This is a genomic window from Prescottella defluvii, from assembly GCF_000738775.1.
In the GTDB taxonomy this organism is placed as follows: domain Bacteria; phylum Actinomycetota; class Actinomycetes; order Mycobacteriales; family Mycobacteriaceae; genus Prescottella; species Prescottella defluvii.
In genome coordinates this window covers 26,212-42,350 of record NZ_JPOC01000046.1, presented here as the reverse complement: position 1 = coordinate 42,350, position 16,139 = coordinate 26,212, and the positions used below count along the sequence as shown (strand labels likewise).

Sequence of the window (16,139 nt, the reverse complement as noted above, 5' to 3'; positions counted from 1 at the left end):
GATCAGACCTCCTCGAGCACGTCGGCGGCGGCCGCGGTGCCCAGGTACACCTGCTGCACCATCGGGTCAGCCTGGATCTCCTCGACGCTGCCGTCGGCGATGACCTTCCCGCGGGCCAGGACGGTCACGGACGTCGCGAAGGCCCGCATGAAGTCCATGTCGTGTTCGACGACCACGACGGTGCGTTCACCGCCGATGCGGCGCAGTAGGTTTCCGGTTTCCTCACGCTCGTCGTGGCTCATCCCGGCCACCGGTTCGTCGAGCAGCAGCACGTCGGCGTCCTGCACCAGCAGCATGCCGATCTCGAGCCACTGCTTCTGTCCGTGCGCGAGGATCCCCGCCTTGCGGTCGCGCAGGTGGCTCAGGCCGATCGTCTCGAGGGCCTCCTCGATCTGCGGCAGGACGGACGTGCGGCGGCGCAGCAGCGTCAGCGCCGAGCGTCCGGCCCCGGCGGCGATGTCGAGGTTCTGCAACACCGTGAGTTCCTCGAACACCGACGCCGTCTGGAACGTCCGGCCCACGCCCAGTCGTGCGATCTTGTGGACCTTCCGCCCCAGCAGTTCCACCCCCGACTTGGTGACGGAACCGGTCGCTGGAACCAGCCCGGTCACCGCGTCGACCAGGGTGGTCTTCCCGGCACCGTTGGGGCCGATGAGGAACCGCAGATCTCCCTGCAGGAGTGTGAGATCCACGCCGTCGACGGCGGTGAAGCCGTCGAACGTGACCCGCAGGTCGCGAATCTCGAGATACTGGCTGGACATTCCGGCGTTGCCGCCGAGTTTCGGCTGGTGGCGGGTGTGGTTCATCGTGCTGCCTCCATTTCGCGGACGGGTTCGGGTTCGGGATCCGGTGGGGGCGTGACGACGAGGGTGCGGCGGCGCAGCAACGTTGCGACACCGGCGATGCCGGCGGGGAAGAAGCCGATCACGACGATGAACAGCAGGCCCTGTGCGTAGGTCCATGCAGACGGGAAGTTCTCCGACAGCGTGGTCTGCGCCCACGCGACACCGATCGCACCGAGAACCGGACCCAGCAGTGTGGTGCGCCCGCCGATCGCGACGCCGATGAGGAAGGCGATCGAGGGGACGATACCGACGTCGGCGGGGGAGATGATGCCGACGATCGGCACGAAGAGTGCACCCGCGATGCCGGCGAAGAACGCGGCGACGGTGTACGCGACCACCTTGATGTTCGCCGGATCGTAGCCGAGGAACCGGACACGCTCCTCCTGGTCGCGGACCGCCACCAGCAGTTCGCCGTACCGCGAACGCATCAGCTGCCGGGTGGCGGCGACCACTACCAGCAGGACGGCGGCCGCGATGAAGAACAGCATCCGCTTGTTCGCCGGATCGGACAGATTGAAGCCGAAGAAGGTGCGGAAACGGTTGAGCCCGTTGGATCCGCCGATCGACTGCTGGCCGATCAGCAGGATCGCGAACGCCGCCGCGAGGGCCTGCGACAGGATCGCGAAGTACGCGCCCTTGACCCGACGCTTGAACACCCCGATTCCGAGCAGGAACGCGACCAGGCCCGGCACGACCAGAATCGCGGCGATGGTGGTGAACGGCGAGGTGAACGGCAGCCAGTATCCGGGCAGTTCACCGATGCCCGCGATCTGCATGAAGTCCGGTACCGCATCGCCGCGCAACTCCGCGTCGGCGATCTTGAGGTGCATCGCCATGATGTAGGCGCCGAGGCCGAAGAACACACCCTGCCCCAGCGTGAGCATTCCACCACGACCCCAAGCCAATCCGATGCCGACCGCGACGATCGCGAAGCACAGGAACTTGGCCAGCAGATTGAGCCGGAAGTCGGAGAGCAGCGCCGGCGCGACGGCGAACAGCGCCACCGCCGCGACGGCGAACCCCACCCAGGCCCGGTAACGACTGAGCACGGTCATACCAGGCTCCTTGTCTTGGCGACGAACAGTCCCTGCGGGCGGATCTGCAGGAAGACGACGATGAGCACGAACACGATCACCTTCGCGATCGATGCGGTGGTGGAGTACTCGATGAACGAATTGAGGATGCCGAGCGCGACGGCCGCGACCACCGCGCCGGACAGTCGGCCCAGACCGCCGATCACGACGACCAGGAACGCGTCGATCAGGTACGACTGCCCGATGGTCGGACTGGTGGAGCCGATCAGTGTCAACGCCACCCCGGCGACACCGGCCAGACCGGATCCGATGAAGAACGTCGTGACATCGGTACGGCGTGAAGAGATTCCGCTGGTCTCCGCGAGGTCACGGTTCTGGACCACCGCGCGGATCCGGCGACCCGTCGACGTCCTCGCCAACGCGAACGACAGGGCCGCGACGGCGACGATCGCGAGGAGCAGGATGAATATCCGCGTCTTCGGGACCACCGCCCCGAGGATTTCCACACCGCCCGAGAGCCACGACGGTGCGACGACGTTGACGGCGGGGGCGCCGAAGATGTCGCGTGCGAGTTGCTGCAGCACCAACCCGACGCCGAACGTCACCAGCAGGGTGTCCAGCGGACGGTGGTACATCCGGCGGATCAGGGTGGTCTCGAGCGCGACGCCCAGCAAGCCGGCCACCACGAAGCCGACCACCAGCGAGATCAGCAGTGAGGCGCCGGCACTGGAAACGACCTGCTGCACCACGTACGCGGTGTACGAACCGGCCATGATGAACTCGCCGTGGGCCATGTTGATCACGCCCATCTGCCCGAACGTCAGCGACAGCCCCAGTGCCGCCAACAGCAGGATCGACCCGATACTCAGGCCGGTGAACAGCTGCCCGACAACAACATCCATCGGTGCCCGCCCTCCCTCGTCGTCGTTGAACGCTGCGTGTCAGCTACCGGAGCCGGACAGGCTCTTCGCCCAGTCGTAGCTCTCGAGGTACGGGTCCGGCTGGATCGGGCCGTCGGATTCCCAGACGGTGTAGATCAGTCCGTCGTCGCGGATCTCGCCGATACGGGCGGTCTTGGTGATGTGGTGGTTGTCGCCGTCGATGGTGACCGTGCCCTCCGGGGCCGCGAACGTGACACCGTCGGCGGCGGACTGGATGTCGGCCACTGCGAACGAATTCGCCTTCTCGACAGTGTTCTTCCACAGATGCACCGATGTGTAGGCGGCCTCCATCGGATCGGACGTCGGCTTGTTCGCCCCGTACTTCGCCTTGTAGGCCTCGACGAACTTCTTGTTCTCCGGCGTGTCTACGGTCTGGTAGTAGTTCCACGCGGTGAGCTGGCCCGTGATGTTCTGGGCACCGATACCGCCCACCTCCTCCTCCGCAATGGACACCGAGATCACCGGCATGTCGGCAGCTTTCAGCCCGACATTGGAGTACTCGCGGAAGAAGGCGACATTGGAGTCGCCGTTGAGGGTGTTGAACACGGCGTCGGCGTCGGCGGTACGGACCTTGTTGACGATCGTGGAGAAGTCGGTGGACCCGAGGGGCGTGTAGTCCTCGCCCTTGATCTCGATCCCGTTGGCCGCCGCGTACGCCTTGATGATGCGATTGGCGGTCTGGGGGAAGACGTAGTCGCTGCCCACCAGGTACAGCGACGTGACGCCCTTCTCCTTCAGGTAGTCCAGCGCCGGCACGATCTGCTGGTTGGTGGTCGCACCCGTGTAGAAGATGTTGGGCGAGTCCTCGAGGCCCTCGTACTGGACGGGGTAGTAGAGCAGCGAGTTGTTGTCCTCGAACACCGGCAGCATCGCCTTGCGGCTCGACGACGTCCAGCCGCCGAAAACCGCTGCGACACAGTCACTGCTGATGAGCTTCTCGGCCTTCTCCGCGAACACCGTCGGCTCCGACGCGCCGTCCTCTGCCACGATCTGGATCCGCTTGCCCAGCACGCCGCCGGCGTCGTTGATCTCCTCGACCGCGAGGGCGATCGAGTCGCGGACGGTGACCTCGCTGATGGCCATCGTGCCGGACAGCGAGTTCAGCGAGCCGACCTTGATCGTGTCGCCGGAAGTGTCCACGCAGGACGCCGCGGATGTGCTGCCGTCGGCGGACGGGTCCGACGCCTTGCTGCCGCAGCCGGTCAGAACCAGACCGAACGCCGCGAGCGCAGCGGGAGCGGCGAGGGTGCGCTTGGAGAACGTAGGCATGAACGAGCCTTTCCGTCGATGATGTGACCCGGAGCTGTCCCGAAGAGGAGCGAATACGACGCTGTATCCGTGATCGCACACGGTAGGCGGAAGTTATTGCGCCGGTATGTCTGTCGGTGACGAGTTCGTGTCGGTTGTTACACCGGCATGAACAGCTGCTCACACGGCCTGACGGAAGCGGCCGTGTCGGCGGAAAGTGCGCTGGAAGATCAGCGAATCGTGTACGGCGAGACCGAACTACGGTGCTCGTTGATGTCGAGTTCCTTCCCGAGCGGAGGGAACGCGCGCTGCGGGCAGTTCATCCGCTCGCACACACGGCAACCCGCGCCGATCGGTGTCGCGGTGTCGCCCCCGAGGTCGAGGCCGTCCGCGTAGACCACGCGCGGCGCGTGCCGCAGTTCGCACCCGAGACCGATCGCGAACGTCTTGCCCGGCTGTCCGTAGCGTGACGCGCGGCGCTCGATCGTGCGGGCCACCCAGAGGTAGTTGCGGCCGTCGGGCATCTGCGCGACCTGCGTCATGATCTTGCCGGGATAGGCGAAGGTCTCGTACACGTTCCACAGCGGGCACGTGCCGCCGCTGGACGAGAAGTGGAAACCGGTGGCGGACTGGCGCTTCGACATGTTCCCGGCGCGATCGACTCGGACGAACGACCACGGCACGCCCCGCTGCTTGGGACGCTGGAGCGTCGACAGGCGGTGGCAGATCGTCTCGTAGCTGATCGCATAGAACGCCGACAGGCGCTCGATGTCGTACCGGAAGTCCTCCGCGATCTCGTGGAACTGGCCGTACGGCAGCACCGTCGCGGCCGCGAAGTAGTTGGCCAGACCCAGCATCGCGAGCGAGCGGGCCTCGTCGGAGGTGAAGTTGCCCTCGTCCACGAGCTTGCGCAGCAGGTCGCCGCACTCGAGGTACGCGAGTTCGGTCGCGAACTTGAACACCTGCTGCCCGCCGGACAGGGCCGGAGAGATCTCGAGCAGCCGCGTCTCGGGGTCGTACCGGTGCAGCACGTTCTCACCGAGATCGATTCGGCGCACGATCTGGACGTCGTGCAGGTTCTCGAGCCGGCGGGCGATGCCGTCGGCGATGTCGCCGCGGTGGAACCGCATGCGGGCGGTCAGCTCCTCGGCCGCGGTGTCGAGGTCGTGGATGTAGTTCTGCCGCTGATAGAAGTAGTCGCGCACCTCCTCATGCGGCATCGTGATCGCACCGCTGCCGCTGCCGTCGTTGAACCGGTCCTCGGTCGCGGCGGCCAGCTGTGCGGTGGTGTTGCGGTACCGGCGGTGCATGTTCACCATCGCCTTCGCCAGACCCGGATGCGACGACACCATCTCCGCGATCTCCTGCGCGTCCGCGTCGATGCCCATGTCGTCGTCGAGCGCCACCTCCCGCAGTTCCGCGATCAGCCGGGTGTCGTCCTGCGAGGAGAAGAACGTGGTGTCGACACCGAACACCTCGCTGATCCGCAGCAGCACCGGTACCGTGAGCGGGCGGACGTCGTGCTCGATCTGGTTGAGGTAGCTCGCCGAGATGTCCAGCGTCTTCGCGAGCGCGGCCTGGCTGAGGCCACGTTCGGTACGGAGCTGTCGCAGACGGACGCCGACGAAGGTCTTGGCCATGTGGCCAGCGTACGAGCGTGATGCTAACTGTGCAAAGGGTTGGGTTAGCAGTTGGTGATCCTTGTTCCGTGTCCGGCCGCGATACCGACCGAACATGACGTTTCAGGAACAAGTCTTGACATCTCGGTCACCCATGGAAAATGCTGGGCGGCAACCGAATGAATGTTTGCGTAAAGCATTGGTTGCGAGGCGGTTTGGGTCGGGCGGGGAGGGCCTGCGCGTCCTGAGCGGAACGATATCGACGTCCGTCGTGCGACGGGTGTCGCCGGCCCACGCTCGCCCCCGACGAAGAGGGCGTGTGCTGCTCCCTGTCCGGAGGCTGAGGTGTCGCAGATGCGAGACCCGCCCGATCAGGTTCGTCCGAGGTCACGATGATCTTTACCTCCAAGCGCCGCGCACCGAGCGGGCCCGCGCATCCGACGCTGCTCGCCGAGCCGGAATCCGTCGAGTCGGAATCCGTCGAGACGGGAGATCCGAACGAGGCGTCGGTGACGGCCCGCTGGCTCGTTCTCACGACCGAGGTCCACCGGCGGTTCGCGCGGGCGCTGCTGCCCGAATCGCTGGCCGTCCCGGACCGGCCCCGGATCGCGGTGTGGATCGTCGACCCGCTGTCCACCGACTCGAACGAGGTCGAGGATCCGTTCGGACGCCTGTTCGCCGGACTGTCGTGCAGCTGTATGCACCCCGACAGCGGGCTGGAGGGCGCCTATACCTCCGACATCCTCGTCGGGACACCGATCGAGGATCGGACGGGCCAGGACATCTTCCGGCTGCCGACCATTCCGCAGGCCCAGCTCGAACTCGTCAACGGCGTCGGCGGCATGGGCTTCGCGATCGCGCCGGCGGACGGTGGCGGCCGAGGAATCGTCGGCACCGTCGACCTCGCGGACTGCGGATCGCAGCGAACGCAGTTGACGCCCGACTGGCTCGCCCATCAGAGCTGGAACGAACAGTTGATTCTGAGGAACCACGAGGGCTCCGGCGCGGACGTCGAGGATTCCGGCGACCTCGTGCACACCCGATGGAAGGTGACCCGGCTGTCGCCGATCGTGTCGGGGTCGGCCGTCATCGAATGTGCCGAGTTCGGACCGCACGCCTACGAGATGGCGCCGACGGCCAAACCCCTGGACGCCCGCTACGGCTTCGCAAGGGTTGCGATCGTCGGCGGCGAATCGGGCCGGTAGGAGCCCTCGAGGCGTCGCGGAAGTATCTGTGACTCCCGTTTCCGATCGTTCCGGTGGGCGGAAAGCCTGCCCGCATCTGTGATTGCCCTCACTCCGCGCGTCGCGACCCGGCGAGGATCACCCGTCCGGGTCGGCGCGCACGTGTCCGATTTCACCTTCCGTCGACGGAGGGGGTTCGGCGGCGAACCCCGAGGTAGATGCCTACTTGTGAGTAACATTCGGGACCTACTGGGCAGTAACCCAAGCAGTTGCTTGGCCGCGTGAAAATTAGCAACCTTCGCAGATGGAGTTGAAAAGCTAGCGAAGATTGGCACTAGCAACAGGTAGACGGCGGTTTTCGTCTGTGCCATTGTCGGTTTGTACATCCGAACGGCCTGGCAACGATGTGAAGCAGTACATCCGTACCGGCCGAAGCAGCAGAGAAGAAGTGGAGCTTTCGATGTCGACCACCGGCACCCCGAGGACCGCAGAGCAGATCCAGCAGGACTGGGACACCAACCCCCGTTGGAAGGGCGTCACGCGCAACTACACCGCGGAGCAGGTCGTCAAGCTCCAGGGCTCCGTCGTCGAAGAGGCCACCCTCGCTCGCCGCGGCTCCGAGATCCTCTGGGATCTCGTGAACAACGAGGACTACATCAACTCGCTCGGTGCGCTCACCGGCAACCAGGCCGTCCAGCAGGTCCGCGCGGGCCTCAAGGCCATCTACCTCTCCGGCTGGCAGGTCGCCGGCGACGCCAACCTGTCCGGCCACACCTACCCGGACCAGTCGCTGTACCCGGCGAACTCGGTCCCGCAGGTCGTCCGCCGCATCAACAACGCGCTGCTCCGCGCCGACGAGATCGCCAAGGTCGAGGGTGACACCTCGGTCGACAACTGGCTCGCTCCGATCGTCGCCGACGGTGAGGCCGGCTTCGGTGGCGCGCTCAACGTCTACGAGCTGCAGAAGGCCATGATCGCGGCCGGCGTCGCCGGTTCGCACTGGGAGGACCAGCTCGCGTCGGAGAAGAAGTGCGGCCACCTCGGTGGCAAGGTGCTCATCCCCACCCAGCAGCACATCCGCACCCTGACCTCGGCTCGCCTCGCGGCCGACGTCGCCGACGTCCCGACCGTCGTCATCGCCCGCACCGACGCCGAGGCCGCCACGCTGCTGACCTCCGACGTCGACGAGCGTGACCGCGAGTTCCTCGACGGCACCCGCACGGCCGAGGGCTTCTACGGCGTCAAGAACGGCATCGAGCCCTGCATCGCTCGTGCGAAGGCCTACGCCCCGTACTCCGACCTCATCTGGATGGAGACCGGCGTGCCGGACCTCGAGGTTGCGAAGAAGTTCGCCGAGGCCGTCCGCAGCGAGTTCCCGGACCAGCTGCTGGCCTACAACTGCTCGCCGTCCTTCAACTGGAAGGCGCACCTGGACGACGCGACCATCGCGAAGTTCCAGAAGGAGCTCGGCGCGATGGGCTTCAAGTTCCAGTTCATCACCCTCGCCGGCTTCCACTCGCTCAACTACGGCATGTTCGACCTGGCGCACGGCTACGCCCGCGAGGGCATGACCGCCTTCGTCGACCTGCAGGAGCGCGAGTTCAAGGCTGCTGCCGAGCGTGGCTTCACCGCCATCAAGCACCAGCGTGAGGTCGGCGCCGGTTACTTCGACCGCATCGCCACCACCGTCGACCCCAACACCTCCACGGCTGCCCTGAAGGGCTCCACCGAAGAGGGCCAGTTCCACTAGGCCTCTCACCCTGAGGGAGGGATCGGTGGGGTGTCCTCCACGCCGATCCCTCCCGAGGGACCCGACCTCCACTTCGAAAAGGAGCTGACGTGACCAGCGAAAAGATTCAGCGCGTCGGCGTGATCGGCGCCGGCATCATGGGTTCCGGAATCGCCGAGGTGTGCGCCCGTGCACATGTCGACGTGCTGGTGTTCGAGCAGACCCGCGAACTCGCGGCGGCCGGACGCTCACGCATCCTGCGCTCGCTCGATCGCGGAGTGAGCAGCGGCAAGATCACCGAGCGGGAACGGGAGCAGGCCGCCTGGCGGCTGCGCTTCACGTCCGACCTCGGCGACTTCGCCGATCGGCAGCTCGTAGTGGAGGCCGTCGTCGAGGACGAGAAGATCAAGAGTGAGATCTTCACCGAACTCGACTCGATCGTGACGGACCCCGACGCGGTGCTCGCGTCGAACACGTCGTCCATCCCGATCATGAAGCTCGGCATCGCCACCAAGGCGCCCGAACGGGTGATCGGCATGCACTTCTTCAACCCGGTGCCGGTCCTCCCGCTCGTCGAACTGGTCACCACACTCAAGACCAGCTCGACCGTGTCGGCCCGCGCCGAGGCGTTCGCCGGCGAGGTGCTCGGCAAGCAGGTGGTCCGGTCCAGCGACCGCGCCGGTTTCATCGCCAACGCACTGCTGGTGCCGTACCTGCTGTCCGCGATCCGCATGGTCGAATCCGGATTCGCCACCAAGGAAGACATCGACAAGACGATGGTGCTCGGATGTGCGCACCCGATGGGTCCGCTCGCGCTGACCGATCTGGTGGGACTTGACACCGTCAAGTCGATCGCCGACTCGATGTACGAGGAGTTCAAGGAGCCGCTGTACTCGGCCCCGCCACTGCTGCTGCGGATGGTCGAGGCAGGGCTCGTCGGCAAGAAGTCGGGTGCCGGCTTCTACGAATACGCCGACAACGGTCGTGTCGCCAAGAAGGCAAGCTGACCAAGAGCTCCGCGCCCGTGCGCCTTTCCGGCAGCTCCCGCTACCGGAAAGGCGCACGGGCGGTGTAGCCGCCTAGGAAGGGTCGATCCGCATGTCCGCCGCAAACACCGCCGGGTACGGATCCAGCGTCCTCGGATACCCCCGCATCGGGCCCCGCCGGGAACTCAAGCGGGCTCTCGAGGCCTACTGGCACGGAACCGGAACCAAGGACGAACTCGTCTCCGTCGCAAGGGAACTGCAAGAGCAGACGTGGAGCGAACTCGCGGCCACCGGGCTCACGCAGGTTCCCGGCAATACGTTCTCGTACTACGACCACGTGCTCGACAACGCCCTGCTGTTCGGAGCCGTCCCCGAACGTTTCGCCCCGCTGCAGGGTGAGCTCGACCCACTCGACTTCTACTTCACGATGGCTCGTGGCCGGCCCGACTTCCCGCCCCTCGAGCTGGTGCGGTTCTTCGGCACCAACTACCACTACCGTCAGCCCGAACTGGACGAGCGCACCACATTCGAATTGCATTCGGAGACAATGCTCGACGAGTTCGAGCGGGCCAAGGCGCTCGGTATCGAGCTGCGGCCTGTGCTGCTCGGCCCGGTCTCACTGCTGCTGCTGTCGAAGATCGCGCCCGGCTCCACGCAGGACGGTTTCGCGACGCTCGATCTGCTCGACACGCTGCTCCCGGAATACGAGAAGCTGTTCGCGCAGCTCGCCAAGGCCGGTGCGACGTGCATCCAGCTCGACGAGCCGTGCTTCACCGAGGACCGCAGCCCGGAGGAGCTGGCGGCGCTCGGTCGCGCGTACGAGAGTCTCGCGCACGCCCCGCTGCGCCCGCGCATCCTCGTCACCGGACCGTACGGGTCGCTGGGGGAGGCGCTGCCGATCCTGGCCGCCACCCCCGTCGAGGCGCTCGGCCTGGATCTGGTCAACGGCCGCATCACCGCCGAGGAGCTCGCGAAGATTCCCGGCATCCGTCGCAAGCGGATCTACGCCGGCATCGTCGACGGCCGCAACGTGTGGCGCGTCGACCGGTTCAACACCCTCACCTACCTCAACCAGATCAAGGACGTCACCCCGGACCTCGTCGTGTCGACGTCGTCCTCGCTGCTGCACGTCCCGTACGACGTGCTCATGGAGTACGACCTGCCCGGCGACGTCGCCGACCGTCTCGCCTTCGCGAAACAGAAGGTCGGCGAGGTGGTCTCGCTCGCCAAGGCACTCACCGAGGGTCCGTCCGACCGCTGGCGCAAGAAGCCGACGTCGGTGCACTTCAAGCAGAAGCACGACGTCCGGGCGCGGGTCAATGCGATCACGCCCGCGCACCGGGTCCGTGCACCGTACGAGGAGCGCCGTATCGCGCAGCAGGCTCGACTGAACCTGCCGCCGGTGCCCGCGACGACACTCGGATCGTTCCCGCAGACCGACGAGATCCGTCAGGCCCGCTACGACCTGGGGCAGGGACGACTCGACTGGGACGAGTACTACAAGCGCATCCAGGACGAGATCGCGAAGACGATCGCGTTGCAGGAGGACATCGGCCTGGACGTGTTCGTCCACGGCGAGCACGAACGCAACGACATGGTGCAGTACTTCGCGGAACTGCTCGAGGGCTACGCGTTCACCCACAACGGGTGGGTGCAGGCGTACGGCTCACGGTGTACCCGACCGCCGGTGCTGTACGGCGACGTCCGCCGCCCGAAGCCGATGACGGTGGAATGGATCTCGTACGCGCAGTCCCTCACCGCCAAGCCGGTCAAGGGCATGCTCACCGGTCCGGTCACGATGCTGGCGCGCTCGTTCGTGCGCCAGGACCAGCCGCTGCACGAGACCGCCGACCAGCTGGCTCTGGCGATCCGTGACGAGATCGCCGACCTCGAGGCCGCCGGCATCGCGATCATCCAGGTCGACGAGCCGGCCATCCGGGAGCTGTTGCCGCTACGCGAAACCGGGCGCAAGGAGTACCTGGACTGGGCGGTCGACGCGTTCCGTCTCGCGACCGGCGGCGCCAAGCCCGCGACGCAGATCCACACGCACCTGACGTACTCGGGTCAGCGGTCCGTCGTGGACGCGATCGAGCGACTCGACGCCGACGTCACTGCGATCGTCGCGACCCGCTCGATCGGCTGGGTGCTGGAAGCGATCAAGGAGAAGGCCCTCACCCACGGCGTCGGACCCGGTGTGTACGAGAGTCGTTCGGCGCGGATCCCCGACATCGACGAACTCGACGAACTGCTCACCGAGGCCGCCGAGTCCGTGGACCTCGACCGGCTGTGGGCGAACCCCGACGGCGGGCTCAAGCCCCGCCACTACTGGCAGCTCGAGCCGTCGCTGCGCAACCTGGTTGCGGCGGCCCGACGTTTGCGGCGGCGTGCCGTGCAGGGGTAGGTGCGCCGATCGGTCAGCGCACCGGGACCGGACCGTCTGCGGGTCCGGTCCCGGTGTGCTGTGTTCCTAGGATCCGTCGCCGGATCCGCTGCTGCCGAGGGATCCGCTGCTACCGAGAGATCCCTCGCTGCTGAGGGATCCGCTGCTGCCCGACGAGCCCGTGCTGCCCGACGAACTCGTGCTGATCGGGCCGTCCGGGACCTCGGCGCCCGGTGACCCGGGCCGGTTGATCTTCACGGTCACCGGTCCGCTGCCGTCGGCGGCGACGGTGACGATCCGGGCGCCCGCCGCGGAGGTCACCGATCCGCCGTCCACCGACACCTCGTAACCGTCGGGATAGTGCAGGTCGGAGACATAGATCTCGGTGGGCCGGGACGCGGCCCGTGGCGTGTACCGGTAGGCGAAGTCGCCGTTGTCGGCGTCGAAGATCATGCGACCCGGATCGCCGGCCGTGGCCTGCGGGTAGGTGCGGACGAGCTGCCGGCCGACGTCGCCGAGGAACGGATCGGTGACGTTGCCGGCGCCGAAATGCCAGTACTGCCAGCCGATGAACCGTTCGTCGGCGCGCGCGAGCGTGTTCTTCAGGACCGTCGGATCGCCGTCGCCGAACTCGGTGACCACGGTCGGGATGTTCGCGCGTTCGGTGACCGCGTCGATGTGGGACCACGTGAGGTCCTGCTGTGGGACGCACAGCGAGCGCAGCGCCTGCGGCAACCCGAGATAGATCGCGAGCTGGCTGGGAATGCAGTAGTCGTGCGGTGCGAAGACGATGTCGGCGTCGGTGACGGCCGGTGTCGCAGGCGGATTGAACAGGTTCGACGGCATCATCTGGTTCCACGTGACGTTCGGCTCCCAGTACACCGGGATCGTCGGGTTCTCCGCACGCACCGAGTCGGTCAGCTTCTGCATCGCGCCCTGATACTTGCGGTCGAAGTCGGGACAGCCGCTCGGAAAGCACGTCAGGAACGGCGATCCGGGCCACGGCTCGTTCATGAGTTCGATGCCCATCACCCCCGGCTTGCCCTCCATCCTCGCGGCGAGTGCGCCGAGGGCGGTGCCGAGGTAGTCGAGAGCGCCGTGCGTGTTGTTCCACACCTCGTCCCAGCCGACGTTCATGCTCGGCATCACGTAGTACAGCGGGAAGCCCGGGTTCGGTTCCCACGACTCGGGTCGCGACTGGATCGACCACGCGGGAAATCCGTTGCCGCCCCAGGGCTTCGACAGTCCGTCCTGGTGGTTGTCGAGCAGCACGTAGATGCCGCGGGCGGTGAGGGCGTCGACGACCCCGGTGATCCGGTCGAGATAGTCCTCGTCGACCTGTCCACGCTCGGGCATCAACGCGTCGAACGATGTGCCGAGGCGGACGGTGTTGAAGCCGTGCCGGACCAGGATGTCGATGTCCTGCGTCGTGAGGGTTGCGCCCGCCGGCAGGTACGGCGCGTCCTTGTCGACGTTGTTGACGCCGTGCAGCAGGACGGTCCGGCCGTGGCCGTCGAGCAACTGCGTCCCCTCGGCCTGCAGTGCCGTGACCGGAGTCGGCGATGGTTGCGCCGCGGCGGTGCCGGCCGCGGTCAGGAAGAGTGCGCATGCAGCGATGACCGCTGCGAACGCTGAGCCAGGTTTACACATTCATTTCCCTCGGTTCACGTCGGTGAGAAGCGCTCGGGCAAGATGTGGACAACTGTTCAGTTGTGGCGATGCTAGACAGGGGCGAGCGGCGTATGAGGCGTTTCGGCCGAAATGGCCGGAGGCGTCCGCGCAGGTCAGTAGATTCCTGCGGGTGCCCTGTGCGTCCTTTCCCGGCACCGGGTAGGCATGTACGCATGCTCACCGTCTCCGCTTACGCCGCCGACTCCGCCGACGCCCCGCTCGAGAAGACCGTCATCGAACGTCGTGACGTCGGTCCGCGCGACGTCCTCATCGAGATCAAGTACGCCGGCATCTGCCACTCCGACATCCACACCGCACGCAACGAGTGGGGAGGCACGGCATACCCGGTGGTGCCCGGCCACGAGATCGCCGGCATCGTCACCGAGATCGGCTCCGAGGTGACCCGGCACGCCGTCGGCGACCGCGTCGGCGTCGGCTGCTTCGTCGACTCTTGCCGCACCTGCGCCAGCTGCGAGGCCGGCGAGGAACAGTACTGCGAGAACGGCGTCGTCGACACCTACAACACCGTCGGACGCGACGGAAAGCGCACCGCCGGAGGATATTCCACGCATGTCGTCGTGGACGAGGAGTTCGTGCTGTCCATCCCGGACGGCCTCGCCCTGGACGTCGCAGCGCCGCTGCTGTGCGCCGGAATCACGCTGTACTCGCCGCTCGCGCACTGGGGTGCGGGTCCCGGCAAGAAGGTCGCGATCGTCGGCATGGGCGGACTCGGCCACGTCGGCGTCAAGATCGCGCACGCGATGGGTGCCGAGGTGACCGTGCTGAGCCAGTCGCTGAGCAAGAAGGACGACGGCCTGCGCTTCGGCGCCGACCACTACTACGCGACCGCCGAGAAGGAGACCTTCAAGGCGCTGCGCGGGAAGTTCGACCTGATCCTCAACACCGTCTCGGTCAACCTCGACATGGACCGGTACCTGTCGATGCTCGCGGTCAACGGCACCCTGGTGGAACTGGGACTGCCCGAGAACCCCATCAGCGTTCGGGGATTCTCCCTGCTCAAGAACCGGCGCAGCCTCGCCGGTTCACTGGTCGGCGGCATCCCGCAGACTCAGGAGATGCTGAACTTCTGCGCCGAGCACGGCATCGGCGCGGAGATCGAGGTGATCCCCGCCGACCGGATCAACGAGGCGTACGACCGCGTCGTCGCCAGCGACGTGCGGTACCGCTTCGTGATCGACGCCGCCACCATCTGACGGGCTTCCCGCACCCGAACTGACCTCCCGCGGACGCGATCGCGCGGGCGGCGGGTCAGTTCGGGCGCGGCATCGACCGGTCGGTTTCTCGCACACCGCGCACGCGGGGCGTAGCGTCAGGGCACGGACCTCTATACCGACACGGAGGAGGGACAGCGAATGACTCTCAACGACTTCGCCGGGTGGGCCGGGTACGGACTGGCCCTGGTGGGCATCGCGACACTCGGACTGTTCCTCGTTGCCGCCGGTGGCGGGTTCGCCGGGTGGGCCGTCATCGCGGGACTCGCCTCGCTCGCCGCGCTCTCGGGTTCCGCAGCGATCTTCGGGGGCGTCACCCACCACGACCACAAGGTGCACCACAGCACCCCGCACATGCTCTGACGCTTCTCCGGCGTGACCGTCAGGAACGAGCCAAGCGCTCCTTCTCGACGTCGATGTCGAACCCGGCCTCGGGCCAGTCCAGGTCGAGGCGGGACAGCGCGTCGATCAGCAGTTCCGTCACCGCAATTCGGCTGTACCACTTGCGGTCACACGGAACGACGTACCACGGGGCGTGCTCGGTGGACGTCTTGTCCAGCATCGCCTGATACGCCTCCTGGTACTGCGGCCACAGTGCGCGTTCGGTGACGTCTCCCGGGTTGTACTTCCAGTACTTGTCGCGACGTTCGAGGCGTTCGGCGAGCCGGGCCTTCTGCTCGTCGAGCGAGACGAACATCGCCACCTTGACCAAAGTCGTACCGCTGTAGGTCAGTTCACGCTCGAACTGGTTGATCTCGTCGTAGCGTCCGTGCCACACCTCGGGCGGGACCAGGTTGTGCACCCGGACCACCAGGACGTCCTCGTAGTGGGACCGGTCGAACACCCCCAACTGGCCGCCGCGGGGGAGGGCCTTGTTGATCCGCCACAGGTAGTGGTGGCGCTTCTCCTCCGGCGTCGGCACCCCGAACGCGGCATGGTCGACGCCCTGCGGGTCGACGTGCCCGATCACGTGCCGGACCATGCCGCCCTTCCCGGCGGTGTCCATGCCCTGCAGGATCAGCAGCACCGAGCGCTTGTCACCGGCGCGTCCGTTGGCGTACAGCTTCTCCTGCAGCGCGGACAGCACCGCGCCGCGCTCCTCGAGCATCCGTTCGCCGTCGGACTTGCTCCCGCTGAAGCCCGGGGTGGCCTTGGGGTCGATCTTCGCGACCTTGGTGTGCGGTCCGGCGCGCAGCGCCTCGGCGGCCGGTGTGGTCCACAGTGCATTGTGCGAGTCCGCTGCCATGAACCGAACTGTGCCACAACCGGT

General features: G+C 66.6%; 13 protein-coding genes. 6 read left to right on the top strand and 7 right to left on the bottom strand.

Translation table 11 applies throughout. The features are described 5' to 3' along the window. Positions 1 to 2 precede the first annotated feature (2 nt). The 5 genes from urtD to ramB form a co-directional block, all read right to left on the bottom strand. Positions 3 to 806, bottom strand: coding sequence for an urea ABC transporter ATP-binding protein UrtD (gene urtD / locus IJ15_RS0117130; RefSeq protein WP_031939570.1), 804 nt, complete (start codon positions 804 to 806; stop codon positions 3 to 5). Beyond that, positions 803 to 1,900 carry an urea ABC transporter permease subunit UrtC gene (gene urtC / locus IJ15_RS0117125; protein ID WP_031939569.1) on the bottom strand — a complete coding sequence of 366 codons (1,098 nt, stop codon included), beginning with the start codon at positions 1,898 to 1,900 and terminating at the stop codon, positions 803 to 805. The genes urtD and urtC overlap by 4 nt, the downstream gene beginning before the upstream one ends. Continuing rightward, complete coding sequence (gene urtB, locus IJ15_RS0117120) at positions 1,897 to 2,781, bottom strand: urea ABC transporter permease subunit UrtB (protein ID WP_031939568.1); 885 nt, start codon at positions 2,779 to 2,781, stop codon at positions 1,897 to 1,899. The genes urtC and urtB overlap by 4 nt, the downstream gene beginning before the upstream one ends. A 39-nt stretch (positions 2,782 to 2,820) precedes the next feature. Continuing rightward, positions 2,821 to 4,089, bottom strand: a complete 1,269-nt coding sequence (gene urtA, locus IJ15_RS0117115) for an urea ABC transporter substrate-binding protein (protein WP_031939567.1) — start codon at positions 4,087 to 4,089, stop codon at positions 2,821 to 2,823. 209 nt (positions 4,090 to 4,298) lie between these two features. Then, on the bottom strand, positions 4,299 to 5,708 hold the full coding sequence (ramB, locus tag IJ15_RS0117110) for an acetate metabolism transcriptional regulator RamB (RefSeq protein WP_031939566.1): 1,410 nt from the start codon (positions 5,706 to 5,708) through the stop codon (positions 4,299 to 4,301). 371 nt (positions 5,709 to 6,079) lie between these two features. Between ramB and IJ15_RS0117105 the strand changes: the two genes are divergently transcribed. The 4 genes from IJ15_RS0117105 to metE all read left to right on the top strand — a co-directional run bounded on the left by IJ15_RS0117105 (position 6,080) and on the right by metE (position 11,987). After that, positions 6,080 to 6,892, top strand: a complete 813-nt coding sequence (locus IJ15_RS0117105) for a hypothetical protein (protein WP_031939565.1) — start codon at positions 6,080 to 6,082, stop codon at positions 6,890 to 6,892. A 439-nt stretch (positions 6,893 to 7,331) separates the two neighbouring features. After that, positions 7,332 to 8,621, top strand: coding sequence for an isocitrate lyase (gene aceA / locus IJ15_RS0117100; RefSeq protein WP_031939564.1), 1,290 nt, complete (start codon positions 7,332 to 7,334; stop codon positions 8,619 to 8,621). A gap of 89 nt (positions 8,622 to 8,710) precedes the next feature. Continuing rightward, positions 8,711 to 9,607: a 3-hydroxybutyryl-CoA dehydrogenase gene (locus IJ15_RS0117095; protein WP_031939563.1), complete on the top strand. Its 897-nt coding sequence runs from the start codon at positions 8,711 to 8,713 to the stop codon at positions 9,605 to 9,607. 91 nt (positions 9,608 to 9,698) lie between these two features. Further along, positions 9,699 to 11,987: a 5-methyltetrahydropteroyltriglutamate--homocysteine S-methyltransferase gene (metE, locus tag IJ15_RS0117090; RefSeq protein WP_031939562.1), complete on the top strand. Its 2,289-nt coding sequence runs from the start codon at positions 9,699 to 9,701 to the stop codon at positions 11,985 to 11,987. Positions 11,988 to 12,053: 66 nt separating this feature from the next. Here the strand turns inward: metE and IJ15_RS0117085 are convergent, their stop codons facing one another. Beyond that, positions 12,054 to 13,616, bottom strand: coding sequence for an endoglycoceramidase I (locus tag IJ15_RS0117085; RefSeq protein ID WP_031939561.1), 1,563 nt, complete (start codon positions 13,614 to 13,616; stop codon positions 12,054 to 12,056). Between the two features lie 194 nt (positions 13,617 to 13,810). On the opposite strand from IJ15_RS0117085, the gene IJ15_RS0117080 reads away from it, so the two are divergent. Beyond that, positions 13,811 to 14,851: an NAD(P)-dependent alcohol dehydrogenase gene (locus IJ15_RS0117080; protein WP_031939560.1), complete on the top strand. Its 1,041-nt coding sequence runs from the start codon at positions 13,811 to 13,813 to the stop codon at positions 14,849 to 14,851. A 159-nt stretch (positions 14,852 to 15,010) separates the two neighbouring features. Beyond that, a complete protein-coding gene (locus tag IJ15_RS0117075) occupies positions 15,011 to 15,232 on the top strand; it encodes a hypothetical protein (protein ID WP_031939559.1) in 222 nt (73 codons plus the stop codon). A 19-nt stretch (positions 15,233 to 15,251) separates the two neighbouring features. On the opposite strand, the gene IJ15_RS0117070 is transcribed toward IJ15_RS0117075, so the two are convergent. Beyond that, positions 15,252 to 16,115: a polyphosphate kinase 2 family protein gene (locus tag IJ15_RS0117070; RefSeq protein WP_031939558.1), complete on the bottom strand. Its 864-nt coding sequence runs from the start codon at positions 16,113 to 16,115 to the stop codon at positions 15,252 to 15,254. Positions 16,116 to 16,139 lie beyond the last annotated feature (24 nt).

Excerpts from the sequence above, each read along its gene's own strand:
- metE (WP_031939562.1), top strand. The coding sequence starts at position 9,699 with ATGTCCGCCGCAAACACCGCCGGGTACGGATCCAGCGTCCTCGGATAC.
- aceA (WP_031939564.1), top strand. The coding sequence starts at position 7,332 with ATGTCGACCACCGGCACCCCGAGGACCGCAGAGCAGATCCAGCAGGAC.
- IJ15_RS0117080 (WP_031939560.1), top strand. The coding sequence starts at position 13,811 with ATGCTCACCGTCTCCGCTTACGCCGCCGACTCCGCCGACGCCCCGCTC.
- ramB (WP_031939566.1), bottom strand. The coding sequence starts at position 5,708 with ATGGCCAAGACCTTCGTCGGCGTCCGTCTGCGACAGCTCCGTACCGAA.
- IJ15_RS0117070 (WP_031939558.1), bottom strand. The coding sequence starts at position 16,115 with ATGGCAGCGGACTCGCACAATGCACTGTGGACCACACCGGCCGCCGAG.
- IJ15_RS0117075 (WP_031939559.1), top strand. The coding sequence starts at position 15,011 with ATGACTCTCAACGACTTCGCCGGGTGGGCCGGGTACGGACTGGCCCTG.
- IJ15_RS0117105 (WP_031939565.1), top strand. The coding sequence starts at position 6,080 with ATGATCTTTACCTCCAAGCGCCGCGCACCGAGCGGGCCCGCGCATCCG.
- urtC (WP_031939569.1), bottom strand. The coding sequence starts at position 1,900 with ATGACCGTGCTCAGTCGTTACCGGGCCTGGGTGGGGTTCGCCGTCGCG.
- urtA (WP_031939567.1), bottom strand. The coding sequence starts at position 4,089 with ATGCCTACGTTCTCCAAGCGCACCCTCGCCGCTCCCGCTGCGCTCGCG.
- urtD (WP_031939570.1), bottom strand. The coding sequence starts at position 806 with ATGAACCACACCCGCCACCAGCCGAAACTCGGCGGCAACGCCGGAATG.
- urtB (WP_031939568.1), bottom strand. The coding sequence starts at position 2,781 with ATGGATGTTGTTGTCGGGCAGCTGTTCACCGGCCTGAGTATCGGGTCG.
- IJ15_RS0117085 (WP_031939561.1), bottom strand. The coding sequence starts at position 13,616 with ATGTGTAAACCTGGCTCAGCGTTCGCAGCGGTCATCGCTGCATGCGCA.